Genomic DNA, 21,156 nt, shown 5'->3' with positions numbered 1-21,156 from the left:
GTTACGCTCCCTCTTCCACTGTCTCTGCGGGAGCTTTGCCCGAGAGTATCTCACCCGTCCTTTGTAGAAGCAGTTGGTATGGTGTTTTCTTGCCTGTGGCAATTTCTACCCTGGCCGGTAAATCATGCAGTAAAGGGAGATGGGGCGGTGCTTCACCTTGTAAGGATAGCTGTACAAGAACTTTGCCTTGCTGGACGGCACTAGCGACCCGTTCTACTCGGGCCTCCAATTGCCCATAACGGGCCCAGGAAAATCCATCCAGTTTTACTTGGGCCTTCTGTCCGGGCTGGATATGTCCCAGGGCTAGTGCCGGTGGAAAAAATGCCTGAATCGAGATAAGGCCCTCTGCTTGAATAGTCGCTATTTGCTGACCTGCCGCTAGAACTTCGCCCTCCCTAATTTCTGCAAGGGCAGCAAGTGTACCGGCGATTGGCGCCCGCAATTTTTGCTCACTCACAGCTAGGTGGCTTTGTTGAATACGGGTATCTACTTCTGCAAGCTTGCCATCTATATCTTGATTTCGTTGCCTGAGGGTACTCACCTCCAACTCATATTCACTGATCAGCTGTGCTCTTCGATCCTCCAAAGCACGAATATCCGCTTGTATTTTAAGTGTCGCCATTGCCATTTGCTGGTAGGCACGTTTTGCTGCTAAATAATCCAACTCTGAACTTTGTTGTTTCTCCAGTAATCGCTCATAACGATCGGCTACCTCAGCTTGTATCTTTTGATTACTAACCTGAAGATGGTACCTTTGTTCCAGTATCTTCAATTGATCGCTAAGGGCTTTCTCATCTTCGCCAAATTTTTTATCTAGTAACCGTCGCTCTCGCTGAACAGAGTCAAGTTGCTCCTTCAGGCTTTCAGATATTTTGGTATCACCCTTTAAACTCAAATCAAGTACAGACGTATCAAGTTGTACCAGAATATCCCCGACCTCAAGGGTATCACCTAGCTCAGCATCAACAGTGATCACCCGGCCAACCCTCTGGGTACTTACATGAATTGTGTTTTGCTCCTGCTCCAACCTAGCATCATCACTTACACTGTAGATCGTAATATCTTTCGTAAAAAACCAAATTAACCAAGCAATCAGAAGCAAAAACCCTAACAAGGTAACAAGAACCAAAGCATGGATAGAGTCTGAGGCAATAGCTCTAGTAGTATGAGAAAAAGGCGTTGACAATGCTGTAAACCTATTAGTCGACCTGCAAGGCAGGTAAAGAAGAAAATCTCTGTTTTTGCAGGTTATTGTAAACTAACTGCTCAAAATTAGATTTGCTAAATTTAAATTTCTTACATTAAGGATGTCAATTAAAATCTATACTTCATTTCTCGACAAATAACAATCATTTCACACTTCTAATCTACTCGTTACAAGTGTGCTTAGAAAAACCCCTGATGCCCCCAGTATCAATTCATTCAGAGCTTCTCTACCAGAATTAGTCAATAAGAAGCAGGATATATTGAGGCCATATATATTAATTTTAAGTTTGCATTAGGCCGCATAGAAATATAATTTCCGGACAGAAGCACCCTAGAATTATTGAAAAGTTTTTCCATCAAAAGCCTTAGCTGGAAAAGAAAAACTAACCAGTCTACAAACTTCGCTCTTACATACATCTTATTCATATGGCCAACACATTAGCTACTTCTCCTAGATAAGCTATACTTCTCGACAACTGAAAATCATTTTCACGTTTAACAGATCTACCCAAGGATATGGGGGATTAATTCGAGTCATTAAACACTCCAAATCAAAGCATATTTATTATTTATGCCAAATAAAAGAGGCAGTCATCTTTGTCCCCCACAAAGCCGAATTAAAAGTTATTTACGGCATTGCGTATTTCGCAATACATTTCGCTAACAATTGAACTTCCACCAAAGCAATATATTAATTTCATCAGTCGACCAACCATCTTTCATATATAAAATATCGCTATATAAATGTACTGACAACTTAAAAATTTTGATTTACAGACATTAAAATCCACTCTATAAAAACTATAATCATCTACATTATTCAGACACTTCTCCTTATTAAAAGCTAAAATTAGACCTTAAAGAATGACCAACCAAGAGAAATTTACGGTAAATACACTTTAGGACAGATACTAATTCAACTAATTAAAACCGGAAACTAAGTATGGCCAGCTGCAAAATTTATCTTGATGAGTCTAAGCTATCTCCAGATTCAACCCCATCCTTTTTAACAGAGCTACTAAACCGGGAGCTTGATGTAGAAGAAGATACTGCTGTTGTGATCATACCTGCCACCTTAGCAGTTCCTGCAGGCTGCTATATTGAAATATTATGCAAAAAGCAACCCAACAGGACTCATCAGGTCCTACAAAGTCTTGCCATTCAAATTGATGTATCCGCTCGTAGATTATTTCAAATCGAAGAGCCAATTAGAGTTCGAATTATTATGCTGGAAGAAGATTTTTTCTTTGGGGTAAATTAAAAAGAATAAAGCTTATAGCACAGACAAACAACCAAAGATTCAACCATATAAGTCCAGGCAAATTTTTACTTGCCTGGACTTAATAAACATTAAGTTAAAAATCAAATCTAGTTAAAATCATATCTAAAACCTAAGCGAATACTGCGAGGAGTTTGATAATAATAAGCACGCCCAAAGTAGTCATATGGCTCTGATGTCCCATCAAGATCACCTTGTTCCTCTACTTCTAAAACAGCATCATCATTAAATACATTAAAAACATCCAAACTAACCAACAACCTCTGATTGTCGGCAAGCTCAATCGGGTATTGCGCATTTAAGTCAAGGTTCCAGTAATCATCGGTTCTTCCCAAACTACCCCGTGACTTGAGCTCCCCTTGACAATAAAAAGATTCAGATCCATATGCTTGGGCAAAAACATCAGTGGGATGCATTCCAAAACAATTTTTTGGGCGACCCGTTTGCCACATAAAATTAGCCCCTAATCTCAATCCCATATCAAAGCTGTAAGTACCAAATGCCTTTACCGTGTGCCTGCGATCATTTGGCAAGTTACCATACCCACCTTGTATCAATCCCGGTTGATCAAAGTTAGTTGTTAAACCTGAATCTGTTTGCCCATTATCTGAGCGAACGTAACCTTCATTATTACCCCAGCTATGCCCCCAAGTATACGAGGCATCTAATGACCACCTGCCATCAAATGGGCGCTTGAACGTAAATTCAACTGCACCATATTGTCGCTTCGCTTCTGGATACCTTAATTGAGCTGCCGATAAATTGATATATTCACCCTGTTCAGGGATATAAATCCGCATATCGTTGCCGGGGTTAGTCAATACGTACTGATGGAAGCCTCCAAATATATCTTCGACACTTGCTCCATCAACTTTGGATGCATCCCAAGTACCTGACGAGTTATAGTAGTCAATTACCGCAGCATCAATTGCCAAGTCTTCCAACGCGACTTCCAAATTGCGATAAATACCACGTACACCCAGCTGAATACCACTATCCATAATATATTCGTAGCCAAGTATATACTCAGACTGATACATCGGATCAATATTCTTATCTACAACACTTTCGGTGTCCTTTAAGCTCCCATCAGCATAGTAGCCAAGACCGTCAGATTCACCTAAGTTACACGGAGTTGCGTCATTATTCAGGCAAGAACCATCCCAGTCGAACCACTCAGTGGTATATAATTCTGTACCCGCAAGTCTTACATTCGTATTTGAAGCCACAGGAAGGTAATAAAGGCCAAAATTTGCAAATACCTTTTGCTTTCCTTCGCCAGTTGGGTCCCACACAGTAGAAAATCGAGGTGCCCACTGATCACTCACATCAATAAATTTCTCTCCAGCAGCATTTTTATTGGTAAAAGTCTCATTCCGTAAACCCAACTGAACAGACCAGTCATCTGTTATCTGCCAGGTATCCTGCAAATAAAAAGCTGTAGACTCTGTTTCAAAGCTGCCTACATTTTCATAAATAAGGTTGCGAGCCCGCCCTAGCTCTGGATAGAGCCTCCACACCTCTCCTCCTGAATATGTGGTATTTTCTGTAAGACTATTTGCCTCATTATCAATACCAACTTCAACAAAGTGATCATTAATAGCCCAAGAAAAATCTATACGGAACATTTCCCGTGTATCTTCACCAACTTCCACTGTCGATCCAACCCAATCACCAATTGATACCCGACCCGGGTTATACCAATAAACAGTAGAAGCATCTTTATTCTCTGGTATTTCACTTCGGTCCTGTGTATTTTCGCCATAGGAAATACTTAAAGTCATATCATCATTTAAATTCCCGATGTAGGAAGCTATCCAATTAAAACCTCCCCTTCCATAAACAATATCTCCGATATAGTCGCCTGTTTGCTCTGTGTCGGAATCATAGTTATAAATACCTTCTACAATATCTCTCTCATCACTAAAGGCGGTAAGCTCTATTCGATGGTCTTCAGTAATATAGCCATCTATTTTCACTCCCCAAAAATCTGATTCGGTCTCCTCTTTATAGCCACGACCACTGGTCATCCCATAGTATTCTTTGTTTTTTAAAACACCACTATAGAGAGCATAAAAGAACAACCTATCTTCTATGATTGGCCCTGAAGCATAAATATTTGCCTCCCGGGTATTTAGTTCATCCTGATCATTATCGTAGACAAAGGTATTTGGAGCGGTTTCAGTCTCCTCATCATAATAAAAACTAGTACCAAATTTAAATTCATTAGAACCACTCTTGGTAGTGGCGTTCATTACCCCACCCGTAGAGCGGCCAAACTTGGCTGAATAACCACCAGTTTTTACCTGTATATTGTCGTAAAATTCAAATGGAACTGTAGAGTAGCCCAATCCGTTTCTAAAATTAGTAGTATTTAATCCGTTAATATAACTAACATTTTCTGCAATTGATGCTCCAGCAAAACTAGTCCCACCACCAAATTCATCAAAGGTACGATCGCCTCTGGAAACACTTGGCGCCAAAAGCGTTACAGAATCTAAATTTCGAGCTACAGGAAGCTCAACAATTTCATCTGATGAAATAACCAAACCTGATTCGGCAATCCCTGTATCCAACTGAGAAATTCTCTGCCCTTGAACAATAACTTCCTCCATCTCAGAAGTATCGCCAAGAGCAATATTAATAGTCCCCCCCAAACTCACCGATACTGAACGAGATTCCGTAACTTGGCCATCTGAATAAAGTTCTAGCTGGTACTCTCCAGGCGGCAAGCTCCCCACTCTGAACTCGCCTCCATTACCTATAGAAACATCTTTGGAAATACCTCGAGCAATATCTGTGACTCTTACTTTGTCTGCTTTTTCAGCATTTAACACAGCCCCCCTAATCGTACCCGTCGTATTGTCTGCCAGAACAATTGAGCTTATCGAAAGAGTGGCACCAATAGAGATCGCCAACAGGCTTTTAGAGAACCCTTTCTTAACTTTACATATAGAAACCATAAAACCCCCAGAAATTATCTTTATTTGAATAACTGGGACGCAATCTGGTACATCGAGATAAGCATCCCGAGAAAACTCATTCTCAACTTTGCAAATAAAAAACACACATAAAAATTGCAAATCAGTTCTCAAAAACAACAAAACCTTAAAGGGTTTTAATAAAAATCAAACAAAAGTCTGATATGCGTTACAGAGACCATACACACGCTCAATAAAGAAAAAATTAAAACGCCATTAAAGCAATAAGACGAATTACAAACTCAGAAAGTGGTACGAAAAAGCTAACTGTGAAAGCTGAATATTTAACGCTTATATAATCCTCATAATATGAAGAAAACGAAATAAACTAATAAACAACAAGCCATTTTTACTTGAAAGGGAATGCCAACATCAGCCATCGAATTTAGTCTATTGAGTATTAATCAAATATTTGTATGAGGAGAATCAAGTATAAAAAAGGTGGGCTACCCCACCTTAAAGTTTAGTTGGCGTAATACTACTTACGTAAAAACTCCAACATCCATCTGGCAACTGCATTTTCATGGATATCGTTCTTGAGCGACTCCTGCCCTTTATCAACCACAGCTTCACCAAAAGCCTGCCGTCGAAGCTCCATTAAGCTATTCGAGTAGGGCTTAGTGAATTCCGGGTGCGCCTGGAAGCTAAGCATATGATCATCCACCTGCACCATTGCCATTGGGCAGAACTCACTGGAAGCCAGTACTCGCCCACCAAGCGGCAGCTGATCCACCTGATCCTGATGCGTTACTAAGAGACTAAAGTTGGGGGCGGGTTCAGACATCCAACTAGGCGTCTCCTGCATTTCATAGGTGTGCACCCCCAGCCCCCAGCCCTTATCCGACTTTCGGGCCCGGCCTCCCAGTGCCTGGGCAATTAACTGGTGACCAAAGCAAATACCAATGGTCGGCTTTTTCTCACCATGTAACTTGCGTACAAAATCCATTAAGGGCGCAATCCAGGGTTTGTCGTCATAAACGCCTGTCTTGCTACCGGTAATCAGGTAAGCATCTACTTCATCTATATGATCGGGATACTGGCCGTGCTGGACTTCGTAGGTGTTAAACTCCAAATTGGAGTCCTGGTCGCGCAACAAGTCGGCAAACATCTCCGGGTACTCCCCAAATTCGCCGACAAGCTCTTTGCGCACATCATCGGTTTTTAAAATTCCAATCTTCATTATTTTCACCGCTGAATTGACTACATAGTATTGGGATTATGGCATATCCAGTCATCTGAGACCGCTATCAGAAAGACTTACCCTGATATGACAAGCGCCATAACAGCACATCTTTCATCATAGATCTTTTACCTATCCGGGTCGCCTGATAGCTCTTTGGCCCGCCGCCTAGGAGCAACATTTCTCTCTGGGCATTCTTAGCTGAAGTAGTTTTGTGTATGATCTCGGCTTTAGCACATTTTTCAGCCAACCCTTCGGCTACAAGGCGGCCCAGAGGCAATTAGGGTCGCTTGCAGTAACGACTGAGGACCAACAATGACCACAACAACCTCCCCGAGCGATCGGCAGGACAGTCCCCCAGGGCGCAAGACAGCCTTTATCCGCTTCTTAGATGCAGTGGAATGGCTCGGCAACCTTCTCCCCCACCCAATCACACTGTTCGCACTATTCGCCGTTAGCGTGATAGTCATTAGTGGTATCGCTTCTTACTTTGGCCTGTCTGTCCCCGACCCCCGCCCGGTTGGCGCTGCTGGCCGAGCGCCAGATGGCGTCATTGAGGTTTTCAACCTTATGAGTGGCGATGGCCTCAGGATGATCGTTACCAGTCTGGTTAAGAATTTCACCGGATTTGCTCCTCTGGGGACAGTTTTGGTGGCTCTATTGGGGGTTGCGATTGCCGAGCACTCCGGCCTGTTAAGTGCCGCTGTTCGCGGCCTGGTACTCCAGGCTTCCAAACGCACAGTCACTGTCATAGTGGTTTTTGCCGGTATCATCTCTAATACCGCCTCTGAATTGGGCTACGTGGTACTGATCCCATTAGCCGCAATGATTTTCCACTCCCTCGGTCGACACCCTATCGCTGGCCTGGCCGCCGCGTTTGCCGGTGTCTCTGGCGGCTACAGTGCTAACTTGCTGCTGGGAACGGTGGACCCGCTGCTATCGGGGATCACAGAATCAGCAGCCCATATGATCGACCCGACCTACTCCGTGGGCCCGGAAGTAAACTGGTTCTTTATGATTGTCAGTACCTTCCTGATCACCGGGGTTGGTAGCTGGGTGACCATGAAGATCGTAGAACCCAAGCTGGGTAAATATGATCCCAGTGAAGCATCTGTCGACCTGACTCAAGACAAAGTTGGCACCCTGACCGACGCCGAGAAGCGCGGCCTTAAGTACGCAGGTTTGGCTGTTTTGGGCGTATCTGCAGTACTCGCTTTGACGGTGGTGCCTGAGTGGGGTGTTTTACGTAATCCCGAGACAGGCTTGGTCGCGGGCTCTCCGTTCCTAAAAGGTATCGTCTCACTGATCCTGGTGTTCTTCGCTATCCCGGGATTTGTTTACGGTAAGGTTGTCGGCACCATGAAGAATGACCGAGATGTCATTGATGCCATGGCCAAGAGCATGAACAGTATGGGGATGTACATTGTCCTGGTGTTCTTTGCTGCGCAGTTTGTCGCCTTCTTTAAGATCACCAACCTGGGCACCATTTTTGCCGTTTTAGGTGCTGATGCGCTACAAAGCATCGGCCTCACTGGGCCACTACTGTTCCTGTTCTTCATCATGATGTGTGGCTTTGTGAACTTAATGCTGGGCAGTGCCTCTGCTCAGTGGGCAGTGACAGCTCCCATTTTTGTACCCATGCTGATGCTGCTGGGCTACGCCCCGGAAGTAATCCAGGCGGCCTACCGTATCGGTGACTCTGTGACCAACGTTATCACGCCGATGATGAGTTACTTTGGCCTGATCATTACTTTTGCTGCGCGCTATAAGAAAGACTTGGGCATGGGTACATTGATCGCCACTATGATCCCCTATTCCATCTTCTTCTTTATCGGATGGACAGCCCTGTTCTTCATCTGGGTTTTTGCCTTGGGACTGCCCGTCGGCCCCGGTGCAGCTACCTACTATGGTGGCTAATCCACTGATTAATCAGTAATCCTAGAGCCCGCTTATGCGGGCTTTTTTGTCTCCCCAAAATGACCGTACATTTGAACTGGTCATTTATATCCGCTGGTAACTACCCAAAAAGTGTTAAAGCGTTCCTGAAATCACCAGTCATTCAAGATAGCTTTAGGCAGGGGTAAAAAAGTGGATAAATTAAGAAAAAATTATTATTCCCAGATATGGAGTCACCATAAAACAAAAAAATTTTTTTACTGTCATAAGGGAATAAAGTTTCAATGTATTAACTTTAATTGGTATTTTTTTTCATTAGGTGACATTTTAATTATGAGCAAAAGCCAAAAGCCCTTCGAATCCACAAAAAAAAACAAGTAATATAGGCCTTGAAATAATACTTAGCGGAGACTGATTGGCGAATTGCGCCAGTTTCGGCTGCCTTGTTTTAATCTCATATATTATTTTCTCAGGATGAGTCGTGTGCACTTTGTGGTAGTTAGTGCAGTAACAGTTATCCATAGCGCACAATACATATCAGGAATTCGAAATAAAACAGGCATTCGCCAATATGACGGTTTTGCAAATCCGTCAGACAATGCCCAGGAATGTGTAATCCTGGAATTTGCATTTATTTGTAGATTCCTAAAATTATCGGGCGCGCCTATCAGTTGAATATTTCCGCTCAAATAGAAGTTGCGACCCGGCACGCCTAATAATTAAATCAGGCTGGGTTCTTGGAAGGATTTGGAAGAAATTGACCCAACAAATAAGAGCTAAGCTGTTAACCGGCTTTTATGACCAAGTATCCCAGCTAAATGGCTGCCCGGAAACACTGCTTAATAGCGCCGGTATTAACCCCGAGCAAGTTGAAAAACTCGAGGGGTATCTCCCGTTGAGTAAAGTGACTGACCTTGTTGAAAAGGCCGCACGACAACTCAATTGCGCGGATTTCGGACTGAGACTGGCAAAAAGCCAGGGGGCTGCCGCCCTCAGTTCTCTTGGAGCAGCAGTATTGCAGTCGTTGACCCTCGGGGAATTCCTCAATGCTGCCGTAAAGCAATTTGCCGCCCCTCCTTATAACCTGCGAGTTGAATTGGAAGTTAAAGGGCTCCAAACGTTTATAACTTTTCATTGTTTAAATGATTTAGAAAGTTATATACCTTCGGACTCTCCATTGCCTCTCGAGCTATTCCGGGAATTTCTCCTTGGGGTTTCTGTTGTCGCACTACAAATATTATGTGGTGAAAAGTTCAATCTGGAGGCGGTTCATTTAAAGTCCAAACAGCCGCTCCACGACCAATATGAAAACTTTTTTGGTACAAATGTACAGTTTTCACAAAATAGCGACACCTTGATTCTAAGTAGCGGCCAGTTGGCCCAACCGACCGAGAAGTGCAACCCGGTTTTAAGGCCTCTGTTAAAGTCTTATATCGACAAAGTACTGGAACAAGGTGAGTCAAACCTGATTCACCAAGTAGAACAGCTGATCTATTGCCTGATGCCGCTAAAGCGCTGCAGTTTGCAGGAAGTCGCCAATCAGCTGGGGATGCACAAGCGCACTCTGCAGCGCAGGTTGCGAGATCGGGAATTGGTGTTTGAGGATATTCTCGACCGTATTCGCCGCGAACGCGCAGAACATTACCTCAGTAGAAAGTTGCCACCTATGGCCCAGATTTCCAATATGCTGGGGTATCGGGAGCAGAGCTCATTTAACCGGGCCTGCGACCGCTGGTTTGGTACCACTCCAATGAAAGTTCGCCGCAGGTTGTTGAGTGAAGCTGCGGCGAAAGCTGCACTGGAAACTGAAAGTTAAAGCCCCTTCAGAAAAATACAGAATCAGTCGTGACACAAGCCAGATTTTTGCTTGTGTCACGACTGATTAAATACCCAGCCTTTCCTACTTACTCATCCCCTAATTCCCACCTCCACCACTGATCAATTAGAGCCTGTCAGATCTCTGGATCATTAGTCGTAAAGTGAGCTCTCCAGCCCCACACTTCTTTACAAGTTATCCACATTACTTACTCATTCCTCGACTATTTTCGATGGCAGTCCCAGGCCAATTCGAGAAGCCAGCCCTTCGCTGAGCGGTAATCGCCATTTCCCGAGTCTATAGTTTCGGGCGACAGCAATAACCTCTGTCAAAACCCAATGAGCAAAGTTGAGGCTCCAGGGACTCCCCTCAAAGTGCCTACGACAGGAGAACACGATGAAGAAAATATTTATCCCAGTAGCAGCCCTCTTACTGGCCACAAATGTATCTGCACAGCCGCGCCAGCCTCCGCAGGAAGCGATTGATGCCTGCAGCAGCTTGGCTGAAGGAGACGCCTGCACTGTCGAGACACCCAGAGGCACATTGGAGGGCACCTGCCGTATGCCCCCGCAGATTGAGCAGCTGGTCTGTGTACCTGCCGGCGGCAAGGGCAAAGGCGGCCCTCGCCCCATGGAAGATGAAGAACAGTAACTCCCAATAAATCGCAACCGGCCAGCGGTACTGTAAATCTTGAGATGTCATTATGAAGAAGTGGTTATTTGTGGGGCTTTGCAATATTGCGCCTCTCTCGCTGGCTCACGTACCCGATAGCGCCCTGGAGGCTTGTCGAAACCTGTCCAGTGGCGCCAGCTGCTCAATGGAACTGCCCAATGGCCGAGTCAGTGGTCGCTGCCGCAACCACCCCCAATCACATGGCCTAGCTTGTGTTCCCGAGCGCAAACCGACTGCGCGCTCTACAGGAGGGGGCGCCACTGGTGGGCGCCACACCGCTCGCAAACACACAGTAGTGCAATCCGATGGTCTGCAGCACACTGTCCCTGCTACCGAAGCGCCGATTACCTTTAGTGAAGTGAGTATCAGTATCCAGGGACCCTGGCGCGTTATTGAGGCCAACGGTATTTCCGAGCATAAGACTGGTACCTTCCCCAATCGCGGCAATCCCCATGAAATCGAGGTGCAGCGCTACCGTTTCCGAGTTCCGGCTATTCCCCAAATTGCCGCCCAATCTACACCGGTTCCGTTGCAGAATTTTGGTATCGGACTGAACGGAGTGCCTTTCGACCCCAGCGCTGCGGAATGGTACCTGGGCAATCGGGGACGCTGGCGCTACGAAGCCCTATCCGGTGCGATTCAACTGGGTGTAGACGATAACTACGCCCATGTTCAGCCCAATGGTGCCTATCACTATCACGGAATTCCCACCGGTTTATTACAGCGCCTGGGGGTATCTAAGGAAAGGCATTCGCCACTGATTGGCTGGGCTGCCGATGGATTCCCCATTTATGCCCTGTACGCCTATGCCGATGGTTGGGAACCGAAATCCGGGATTGCGGCAATGACTTCAAGTTATCAGGTGAAATCCGGGAAACGCCCCAAGGGCAGTAAAGAACCCGGTGGCTACTACGATGGTACCTTTGTGGATGATTACCACTATGTGGCTGGCTCCGGCACATTGGATGAGTGCAACGGCAGAATGGTTCGCACCCCGGAATTCCCCAAGGGCACCTATGCCTATTTTCTAACAGAGGACTGGCCCATTATCCCGCGCTGTTACAAGGGCACTCCGTCAGAGGATTTTCGTCGGGGCCCCGGTAACAACCAGCGCAAAGGAGCAACTAGGCGCCCCTAGCGCAGGAGGCTCTGAAAACTCACTTCTCCAGGGGAATACGCAAGGTATTCCCCTGTCAAAACAGCTGTCGCCAACTGGAGTGTCAGCTCATATCAATTACCGCCAGCGCTTCCGCCAGGGTTTTGACCGAGTGCATTTCCATTCCCTCGATATCGTTTTTAAGACGGTTGGCTGCAGGCACAATGGCTTTGCGGAAACCGTGTTTGGCGGCCTCGCGCAAACGCTCTTGGCCCGAAGGCACTGGGCGAATCTCGCCTGACAGCCCCACTTCCCCGAATACCACCAGATCCCGGGGCAGGACACGGTTGCGGAAACTGGAGACTACCGCCAATAAGAGTGTCAGGTCGGCGCTGGTTTCCATCACCTTTACCCCACCAACCACATTGATAAAAACATCCTGGTCCCCCACCAAGACCCCACCGTGGCGATGCAACACAGCGAGCAGCATGTTCAAGCGGTTCTGGTCGAGGCCCACCGCTACCCGGCGGGGGTTGCCAAGACTGCTATCGTCCACCAGGGCCTGCAACTCTACTAACAGTGGCCGGGTGCCCTCCCACACCGAAGTCACCACAGAACCGGCAGCGATCTCCTCGGCCCTTTGCAGGAAAATGGCTGAGGGATTGGATACCTCTTTCAGGCCCTGCTCTGTCATGGCAAACACGCCGAGTTCATTAACGGCCCCAAAGCGATTTTTATGGGCCCGCAATGTGCGGAAGCGGGAGTCGTGGGTGCCTTCGAGGAGAATGGAGCAGTCGATAATATGTTCCAGCACCTTGGGGCCCGCGAGACTGCCATCTTTGGTGACATGCCCCACCAGAATCAGCGCCGTGCCAGTCTGTTTGGCAAAGCGGGTCAGGTAGGCCGCACTCTCGCGCACCTGTGCCACAGAGCCGGGTGCCGATTGCACATCGCTCATGTGCATCACCTGGATCGAGTCCACTACCATTACCCGAGGATTCACTTCCTTGGCCGCCAGGCAAATACGCTCCACATCGGTTTCGCTGAGCAATTGCAGGGAATCCGTGGGCAGACCCAAGCGCTTAGCGCGCATAGCAACCTGCTGGAGAGATTCCTCACCGGTGATATAAAGCGCCGGCATTGATGTGGCGAGATGGCACAGGGTCTGGAGTAAAACAGTAGATTTCCCGGCACCGGGATGGCCGCCGATCAATACAACGGAGCCCGGCACCAGTCCGCCGCCTAGCACTCGATCCAGTTCCGAGGCCGTAGTGGGAATACGCGGCAATTCACTGAGGTCGATTTCCGATAGTTTTTGTACTTTGCCAGCACCAGCGGAACCGGCGTAACCACTTTGTGCATCGGTAAAATTCGCGGCGCGACTGTCTTTGTGATCCGGTCCCAGGCGTACTTCCGATAGGCTATTCCAAGTGCCACAAGCACTACACTGCCCTGCCCATTTGGTGTAGTCAGCGCCGCATTCATTACACACGTAGGCAGTTTTACGTTTTGTGGCCAAAGCACTCTCCCGAAAAGTCACAGAATTGATCGGCGCACAGTTTACCCCTTATCCGGCCGAGGCGGGTGGTGCTCAGCAGTCTAAAATGACTCTCCTACACGGATCCCTTCTATTGGCATCTTCTCCTTCTAATTGGTCTATCTACGCGATTGATCTAGATCAATTCACCCAGCCCCCTCCGAGATAACATCCGCCGCTGCCTCTACCCACTAATGGGGAGGCGCTGAACAACACTGACTAACCATCGAACAGGAAGTAAGTATGTCGTCTATTACTCTTCGCGGCGCGATTCTGGCGCTCGCCATGGCCTCGACCTCCGCCCTGGCTGCGGATCACGAAGTTAAGATGCTGAACCAGGGCAAGGACGGCATGATGACTTTTGAACCGGCATTTCTCGCAGTAGCACCGGGCGATTCTGTCACCTTCCTGCCCACTGATGCGGCCCACAACACTCACTCAGTTTTGTCCCCTGCCGAGGGCGCTACCTGGAATGGCAGCATGGGAGAAAAGGTGACTGTCACTTTGAACCAGGAAGGTGTCTACGTATACCAGTGCGACCCACATCTGCCGCTGGGTATGGTTGGGGTAATTCAGGTAGGTAAGGCAACCAACTTGGAAGAAGCCAAGAAGCATGCCGAAGGCATGAATGCCACCATCGCCATAAACAAGGAGAGGCTCACTCAATACCTCGGCCAAGTCCAATAAGAGGAGTCGCGGCGTGGACATCCTATTTGAAAAAGGTCACCACCTGGTTGCGCGGTTCGGCGATTTGGTTAAAGAGCAGAATGGCAGCGATGGGGTACAGGCCAATCAATTTGTTATTCGCCGCGGCACCAAAGGGGCGCTTATCGATCCCGGCGGCGATCTGACTTACACACACCTCACCATTGAGCTCAGCCGCCATTTGAACCTGAGCGAACTGGACCTGATCCTGGCCTCTCACCAGGATCCGGATATTATCGCCTCGCTGCCGCGCTGGATGCTGCATTCGCGCTGTAAGGTGGCAGTGTCGAAGCTGTGGTCGCGGTTTTTGCCACACCTGGTTTCCGGCTTTGTCGCCTCGCGTGCCGGTGCTGAACGCTGGCAGGAACGCATCATGCCTCTGGACGACAAGGGAGAAATTATCCCCTTCAGCGACAGCGAGATCTGGGCGCTGCCAGCACACTTTATGCACTCCTGTGGCAACTTCAGTTTTTATGATCCGGTCAGCCGCATATTATTTTCCGGCGATATCGGTGCCTCACTCGGTGGTGAGGAGGGCGAAGTCAAAGATTTCGACGAGCACCTGCCGTCGATGGAAGGGTTCCACCGCCGCTATATGGGCGGGAACTGGACCTGTCGTCTCTGGGCCAAAATGATTCGGGAACTCAACCCCGCAATGATTGTGCCCCAGCACGGCGGTTACTTTGCCTCAGGCGATGTCAAAGAGCGCTTCCTGGGCTGGCTCGAGCGCCTCGAATGTGGGCCGGACCTGTTGCGACACCAGGACTTCCGCCTACCCCTGGGCCGCTCTTAACCCGCCATCCCGCAAGCGGGAAAGTTGCACCGGCAGAGGCCAGCCCATACACTGCGGGCTGGCTTGTTTTTTGAATACCGCCATGCACACCGGGATCTTGCGCCTATTTTTGCTCATACTACTGCTGGCCTTCGGCGGCCAGGCAGTTGCGTCATCCTGTGCGGAAACACACGAATCCCCAGCGGCATCCATCGCTGCAGAAGAAAAAGCCCACTGCGACGAAGCAACCCTTGAGAACTGCAGCGACAGCCACCCCTCCAGTTGTACTGCTGAGTGCAGCTGCTGTGCAGGGCCTGGCACCAGTTCTGCGGTAAACACTCAATATAAAATCCTTGTATACAACCGCAATCTACTTGTAACTGCCTACCGGGAATTTAATTCCTCTCCAGATCCGGAAATGGCACTGCGCCCACCCATATTCCGCACTTAACGGGCCCCGTATGCCTAGGCATACGCGCACTCCCCAGTTTTACTCCAAATATTTTTTATAAATGCTCGCACGCCTGTGTGCGCCCTAAATCTCATCATCGGAGTTCATATGAACCGTTCAATTTTGGTCGCTATTGCGGCGCTACTCACAACCCTGGCATTAAATGCCTGTGCCGAATCTTCAGACCCCAAAAAGGAATCTGTGAGCCTGACCACTTACAAATCCGCCACTTGCGGCTGCTGCAAAATTTGGGTTGAGCATGCCCAACAAAGTGGCTTTGACATCGTAGCAAAGGATGTCGAAGACCTTAACGGCGTGAAAAAGCAGCACCATATCTCTCCGCGCTACCAATCCTGCCACACCACAGTGTCAGAACAGGGCTATGTTTTTGAAGGGCATGTACCTGCAAAGCTGATACAGCGTTTCTTGCAGAATCCACCGCAAGATGCCATTGGCCTCGCAGTGCCAGGTATGCCCCTGGGCAGCCCCGGTATGGAAGTGGGCGACCGTTTTACGCCCTATCAGGTAATGCTGCTTAACAAAGACGGCAGCAGCGAAATTTACGCCGAAATCAATACGGCACAGGAGCAGTTTTAGAAGGGACATCGATGACAGAGAGCTTCCGCACCGACGCCGTATCGAGGCGTACTTTCGTCACAGGTCTCGGAGCGGGAGCCCTGCTGCTGGGGTTATCCCACAGTTCGCGCCCAAACTCGCCTACAGCTTCGGCAACAACCCTGCGCGGTAATCACTTTGATTTATCCATCAGTTACCGCCAGGTAAATCTTACCGGGCGCGAACGACAAGCCCTTACCATTAATGGCAGTCTACCGGGCCCCATTTTGCGCTGGCGGGAAGGGGAAACCGTCACCCTGAATGTCCACAACCAATTACCCGACAAATCCTCCCTACACTGGCACGGTGTTAGGGTACCCAGCGATATGGACGGCGAACCGGGGTTGAGCTTTAACGGCATTCAACCCGGGCAAACATTTCGCTACCGATTCCCTGTGCGCCAAAGTGGTACTTATTGGTATCACAGCCAATCCGGGTTTCAACAACAGCGGGGGCTAATTGGGGCAATAGTCATTGATCCGATATCTCCAGAACCATTTTCTTACGAGCGGGATTATGTTGTTGTCCTATCCGATTGGAGCGATGAATCTCCCCAAACTATTTATACCCATCTAAAAAAAGACCCAGACTACTACAACCGGCAACAGCGCACGGCTACAGATTTATGGCGTGAGGTGCGCACAAAAGGTGTCGCACAAACCTGGCGGGACCGGCATCAATGGAACTGGAAACAGCTTTCCGACCGCAGTATCTCCCAGGTCACAGGCGAGACTTACACCTACCTGATTAACGGGCATACACCCGATACCAATTGGACTGCATTATTTAAACCTGGTGAGAGGGTTCGCCTGCGATTAATTAACGCAGCTTCGATGACCTTATTCGACCTGCGTATCCCCGGCCTGAAAATGAAGGTGGTGGCGGCCGATGGACAAAATGTCGAGCCCATTAGCGTCGATGAAATTCGTATTGGCAGCGGCGAAACCTATGACGTAATTGTCGAGCCAGAGAGTGAACAGGCCTACAGTATATTTGCGCAGTCCATGGACCGCAGTGGCTATGCGCGAGGCACACTGACAAGTGATATACGTCTGAGCGCAGAGATTCCCGCGATGGATCACCGCCCAGTGCTCACCCGGCAAGATCTGGGACTAGGGAGAAAAACCGAAGAGACAGACACACACTTTAAAACAACCCAAACTGCTCACACCGAAAAACATTCCAATTTGCCCGATGCAACTGAGGGGGGATGGTTTTACGGGAACCTCGCTGCAGCGGGGCTCGGTAGTAATAGCCCTATTATTCACCAGCGAAGTGAATCCGGATTCAGGGTGGATCACCGCGCGCTGACGCCAGTAAACGGCATCTCTGATCCCGGTGTAGGACTCAGAAACCATAAACATCGCTATAACCGCCGTGTACTAACTTACAGTGACTTGCGCAGCAGTGAACCCACCCAGGATGAACGGGAGCCACAGCGGGAATTACAGTTACACCTGACCGGCAATTATGAGCGCTATCTCTGGTCAATAAATGGTGAAAAATTTCGCGATGCCAGCCCATTATTATTTCGGCACCAGGAGCGCCTGCGTATTACCCTGGTCAATGACACCACGCTTCCACAGCCCATGCACTTACACGGTTTTTGGAGTGAGCTGGAAACCGGCGACGGAGAGTATTTACCTCGCAAGCACACGGTGATCGCACAACCCGGATCAAGCATCAGTTACTTGGTCAGCGCCGACACCTATGGCCGCTGGGCTCTGCACAGTCAAATGCTTTACCAGAGGCCCGGTATGTATCGGGAGGTGCGCATTGTTTAAGAATATTTCATGGATAGCAGTAACACTATGGATACTTGCTGCCCAGACCGGCTATGGGCAGGCAGACTCTCAGCATCAGCACCATAGCTACCAGTCCTCTGGCGAGGATAACGAAGAAGAACCCATGGCTGAAGTCAGCCTCGACTATGTGGAACTACGAGGTGATAACGGCGGGGAAATCGAGGGAGACTTCAGCTATGGAGGAGAGCAAAATAAGTTTGTTGCCGAAGTTGACTACGAGCGAAGCAGTGGGGAAATCGAAAAAAATGAACTCTGGGCGCTCTATAGCCGGGCAATTTCGGCAAATTGGAATTTCCTAATTGGAATTCGCCACGATTTTAATCTGGAGACTACCAGCCGGAATTGGGCTGCTGTGGGTATTACTGGAGAGTCTCCCTACAAATTCGAAATGGATGCAGTATTTTTCTATGGAGAACATGGCAGTACTGCATTTCGCCTGGAAGGCGAGTATGAAATAAAGTTGGCACAGGACTGGAACCTGGTCCCACGTATCGAGCTGAACTTTTTTGGGCAGAACGATGAGGCCCGAGGTAGCGGCTCCGGCTTATCGGAAGCGGAAGTCGGCTTTCGGCTCATGTATGAAGTCACCAGGAAATTCTCACCCTATATTGGCGTCCACTATGAACGGGAAGTGGGCAATGCCGCTGATTTCGCCCGTGAAGAAGGTGAGGATGTGGACTCAACCGTATGGGTACTGGGGTTTAGAGCTTGGTTTTGAAAAAATCCAACTTTTATATCTATACAAGTTGTACCACTTCGCATCAGCTGTAACCAACTTTACCACCCCCTCAATCTGTCATAGCATCTAATAGATCTTAATCGCCTTTTTAAAAAAATTTAAATTCAGCAAGGATGCCGGTGATATGATTTTTCCCCGAATACTGTTAATCGCAGTTTCTTTACTGTGTGTGGGACTATCAGCAGAACCTGAAAGCCCACAGAGCCACTCTTCTGTTAGCACGACCAAACACCTGAGTTATGGTGATGAAATTCTTTTCTCATCCAGAATCTTGAGTCGTGAAATACCAATCAACATATATTTACCGCAAACGTTCCATCAAGCATCAAAGCAGCATAGATACCCGGTTATCTTTATTAATGGCACTCACGGCAAAGAATTTTTCCACGCCTTAACCGGGGTAGTAAAGCATCTAAGTAACGTAGAACGTATGCCGGAAAGTATTGTAATCAGCCTTAATGATGGCGGTGATGAACCGGAAACCTACCTACATAGAATGTGGAAGCATACCACTGAGGAGAAATTTAGCGCCCTGGGAAACCCTGAGACCTATAGTAATTTTCTAACTGAAGAACTATTCCCATATTTAGAAAGCAATTACCGCGCACTCAACAATAGAATGATTATTGGTGTCTCAACTAGCAGTATCTTTCCTCTCTACGCCCTAACTAACATACCTGGATTGTTTCAGTCTTACTTCTTTTTATCTGCAGCTGACATATTTGGTATGGGGCCCACTTCAGAAAGTACTTTTATTAATGAAATAACCACAAGCATGCAGACCTCATCAAACAAGATCAATGCTTTTTATTTCGCGATGGCTGACAGTGATATGCGTAAAGATAAGCGCTATGAAAAAATCTTAAGTCAAATTAACACCAAACTTTCTCCTTACGCAAAAGAGAACCTCAAATTAAAAATAGAAATTATTAACAATGAAAACCATTACGGTGCCTTTATAAAAGCCGCGTTATCGGCTATCGAGCTTAATTATCCCCACGAAGAATGGTCCGCAAATTATCGAGAATTGATATCCCAGCCTGGTGACGCCTTACAAAATATCGATCATTTCTACCAATCACTCTCACAGAAATATGGCTTTCCTATTTTACCCAGGGCTACACGTTGGAGAAATGTTAACAAATTAAGCTATATCACCAGTTTGTTACTAAAGGATGGTCGCATCCAAGAAGCTATCAGTGTTGCAAGGCGATGGGTGGAATATCGGCCAAACTCTATTGATGCCCACCAAAGTTTGGCCCAGGCGTTACAACAGAATGATGAAATTTCAGAGGCTTCTGATGTTTTGAAGAAAGCTCTAGAAATTTCTCGCAATCAGGATAAAAGTAAAACGGCGGCGATAAATCGGCAACTAGCAGAACTCAAGCTCAATTAGCATACAATTAAAAATTGTATTTACAAAAAATGAAAAATATAGTTATCACACTAATTTTCTTTTCCCCGTTGGCATTCACCTCACAGGAAAATCCAAGATGGTGGGACAGGATAAGTTATTACAAAACTCTCCGGACAGAAATCGGGACTCTTAGACTTGATGTATATTTAAAACCTGAGTTTTCGAATACTACAAAAACCGTCAAAAACCTTGTTTTTGCCCTAAATAACACACCAATTGAAATACCAAAAGACGTTATAGACAACTTCAAAGGAATAGCTCCCGGAAGCTTCACTTTATCTACCAGCTATTATAGTGATGCAACTGGAACCCCTGACACAGTAATCACTGCTGCTTTTAATTACGGATTTCCAAGCTGCGTTAGAGAAGGACGTATATCTGTTAGGAGTACAGGTTATCTTTTACATATGATCACAGAGGACGATAATTGCTCTTCAGAACCTTAGGCCAAGGGCACTTAGTAAGGTGGAAAACTAAAAAACGAGCTGGCATTTACCTCCAGCTCGCCTACAGAAAATATACCAACACCTATCTGGCACACAGCTACTAATAGCAATTTCACAGAACCTCTCTACTCACTCACCAGGCGTAAATCCGTAGCCATCTCATCTTTCCACCAAGCCTTTGTTGCTTTGGGAGATTGCAGGCGAACAGCCTCTCCAATGATAGGCGTTACCAAAGTGACACCCTGATCTTTGGCTGCCGCCTGTGCGCGCTCCAGGGGTTCATACCAATCGTGTAGGGCAAGATCAAAAGTACTATTGTTGATAGGCAGTACTGCTCCCCCACCAAGTTCCAGATGCGCTGTACACTCTCTTCGAGAGGCCTGAAAAGGCCAAAAGATACTTTTACCCGTTTTCTGCATATAATTGAGCCTGAGAGATGGACATCAACCACTACTTCCAACGAAGACTGATCTAAAAGAAAGAGAACCTGGGTTTAATAGTGTGACAACTGGGGTTGGCAGCCTACTTATTTTTAAAAGAAAA

Annotated in this window: 18 protein-coding genes; 13 read left to right on the top strand and 5 right to left on the bottom strand. The window is 47.4% G+C overall.

Going from position 1 to position 21,156, the window contains the following annotated elements; genetic code table 11:
* Position 1 precedes the first annotated feature (1 nt).
* On the bottom strand, positions 2 to 1,186 hold the full coding sequence (locus ACJJIZ_RS05490; protein WP_444915471.1) for an HlyD family secretion protein: 1,185 nt from the start codon (positions 1,184 to 1,186) through the stop codon (positions 2 to 4).
* 963 nt (positions 1,187 to 2,149) lie between these two features.
* Here ACJJIZ_RS05490 and ACJJIZ_RS05485 point away from each other — a divergent pair.
* The gene (locus ACJJIZ_RS05485; RefSeq protein ID WP_444915470.1) at positions 2,150 to 2,467 is read left to right on the top strand and encodes a hypothetical protein; all 318 of its coding nucleotides are present in this window, start codon (positions 2,150 to 2,152) and stop codon (positions 2,465 to 2,467) included.
* A gap of 107 nt (positions 2,468 to 2,574) precedes the next feature.
* Here ACJJIZ_RS05485 and ACJJIZ_RS05480 read toward each other — a convergent pair whose 3' ends face one another.
* Both ACJJIZ_RS05480 and ACJJIZ_RS05475 read right to left on the bottom strand, forming a co-directional pair.
* Positions 2,575 to 5,580 (bottom strand): TonB-dependent receptor, encoded by a 3,006-nt coding sequence (locus ACJJIZ_RS05480; protein WP_444915469.1) that lies wholly within the window; start codon positions 5,578 to 5,580, stop codon positions 2,575 to 2,577.
* Between the two features lie 364 nt (positions 5,581 to 5,944).
* On the bottom strand, positions 5,945 to 6,646 hold the full coding sequence (locus ACJJIZ_RS05475) for a glutamine amidotransferase-related protein (RefSeq protein ID WP_444907202.1): 702 nt from the start codon (positions 6,644 to 6,646) through the stop codon (positions 5,945 to 5,947).
* A gap of 315 nt (positions 6,647 to 6,961) precedes the next feature.
* On the opposite strand from ACJJIZ_RS05475, the gene ACJJIZ_RS05470 reads away from it, so the two are divergent.
* From ACJJIZ_RS05470 to ACJJIZ_RS05455, 4 genes are all read left to right on the top strand, one after another.
* On the top strand, positions 6,962 to 8,563 hold the full coding sequence (locus tag ACJJIZ_RS05470; protein ID WP_444896033.1) for an AbgT family transporter: 1,602 nt from the start codon (positions 6,962 to 6,964) through the stop codon (positions 8,561 to 8,563).
* Between the two features lie 736 nt (positions 8,564 to 9,299).
* Positions 9,300 to 10,358 (top strand): AraC family transcriptional regulator, encoded by a 1,059-nt coding sequence (locus ACJJIZ_RS05465; protein ID WP_413663407.1) that lies wholly within the window; start codon positions 9,300 to 9,302, stop codon positions 10,356 to 10,358.
* 396 nt (positions 10,359 to 10,754) lie between these two features.
* Positions 10,755 to 11,009: a hypothetical protein gene (locus tag ACJJIZ_RS05460; RefSeq protein WP_413663408.1), complete on the top strand. Its 255-nt coding sequence runs from the start codon at positions 10,755 to 10,757 to the stop codon at positions 11,007 to 11,009.
* 52 nt (positions 11,010 to 11,061) lie between these two features.
* On the top strand, positions 11,062 to 12,168 hold the full coding sequence (locus ACJJIZ_RS05455) for a YHYH protein (RefSeq protein ID WP_444915468.1): 1,107 nt from the start codon (positions 11,062 to 11,064) through the stop codon (positions 12,166 to 12,168).
* Between the two features lie 82 nt (positions 12,169 to 12,250).
* On the opposite strand, the gene radA is transcribed toward ACJJIZ_RS05455, so the two are convergent.
* The gene (gene radA / locus ACJJIZ_RS05450; RefSeq protein ID WP_444896030.1) at positions 12,251 to 13,645 is read right to left on the bottom strand and encodes a DNA repair protein RadA; all 1,395 of its coding nucleotides are present in this window, start codon (positions 13,643 to 13,645) and stop codon (positions 12,251 to 12,253) included.
* 261 nt (positions 13,646 to 13,906) lie between these two features.
* On the opposite strand from radA, the gene ACJJIZ_RS05445 reads away from it, so the two are divergent.
* The 8 genes from ACJJIZ_RS05445 to ACJJIZ_RS05410 all read left to right on the top strand — a co-directional run bounded on the left by ACJJIZ_RS05445 (position 13,907) and on the right by ACJJIZ_RS05410 (position 20,613).
* Positions 13,907 to 14,350, top strand: a complete 444-nt coding sequence (locus ACJJIZ_RS05445) for a pseudoazurin (RefSeq protein WP_444915467.1) — start codon at positions 13,907 to 13,909, stop codon at positions 14,348 to 14,350.
* 13 nt (positions 14,351 to 14,363) lie between these two features.
* On the top strand, positions 14,364 to 15,161 hold the full coding sequence (locus tag ACJJIZ_RS05440) for an oxygen-binding di-iron domain-containing protein (protein WP_108734605.1): 798 nt from the start codon (positions 14,364 to 14,366) through the stop codon (positions 15,159 to 15,161).
* An 82-nt stretch (positions 15,162 to 15,243) separates the two neighbouring features.
* Positions 15,244 to 15,591, top strand: coding sequence for a hypothetical protein (locus ACJJIZ_RS05435; protein ID WP_444915466.1), 348 nt, complete (start codon positions 15,244 to 15,246; stop codon positions 15,589 to 15,591).
* A gap of 108 nt (positions 15,592 to 15,699) precedes the next feature.
* The gene (locus ACJJIZ_RS05430; RefSeq protein ID WP_444915465.1) at positions 15,700 to 16,188 is read left to right on the top strand and encodes a DUF411 domain-containing protein; all 489 of its coding nucleotides are present in this window, start codon (positions 15,700 to 15,702) and stop codon (positions 16,186 to 16,188) included.
* A gap of 11 nt (positions 16,189 to 16,199) precedes the next feature.
* Positions 16,200 to 17,990 (top strand): copper resistance system multicopper oxidase, encoded by a 1,791-nt coding sequence (locus ACJJIZ_RS05425; RefSeq protein ID WP_444915464.1) that lies wholly within the window; start codon positions 16,200 to 16,202, stop codon positions 17,988 to 17,990.
* A complete protein-coding gene (locus ACJJIZ_RS05420) occupies positions 17,983 to 18,729 on the top strand; it encodes a copper resistance protein B (protein WP_444915463.1) in 747 nt (248 codons plus the stop codon). The genes ACJJIZ_RS05425 and ACJJIZ_RS05420 overlap by 8 nt, the downstream gene beginning before the upstream one ends.
* Before the next feature lie 145 nt (positions 18,730 to 18,874).
* Complete coding sequence (locus ACJJIZ_RS05415) at positions 18,875 to 20,146, top strand: alpha/beta hydrolase (RefSeq protein WP_444915462.1); 1,272 nt, start codon at positions 18,875 to 18,877, stop codon at positions 20,144 to 20,146.
* Between the two features lie 29 nt (positions 20,147 to 20,175).
* Positions 20,176 to 20,613, top strand: a complete 438-nt coding sequence (locus tag ACJJIZ_RS05410; RefSeq protein ID WP_444915461.1) for a hypothetical protein — start codon at positions 20,176 to 20,178, stop codon at positions 20,611 to 20,613.
* A gap of 125 nt (positions 20,614 to 20,738) precedes the next feature.
* Here ACJJIZ_RS05410 and ACJJIZ_RS05405 read toward each other — a convergent pair whose 3' ends face one another.
* Complete coding sequence (locus ACJJIZ_RS05405; protein WP_444915460.1) at positions 20,739 to 21,032, bottom strand: hypothetical protein; 294 nt, start codon at positions 21,030 to 21,032, stop codon at positions 20,739 to 20,741.
* Positions 21,033 to 21,156: the final 124 nt, after the last annotated feature.

This window comes from Microbulbifer maximicatervae (SeqCode) (genome assembly GCF_052467225.1).
The sequence above is the reverse complement of the archived record's forward strand: the minus strand, read 5'-3'. Positions and strand labels throughout refer to the sequence as shown.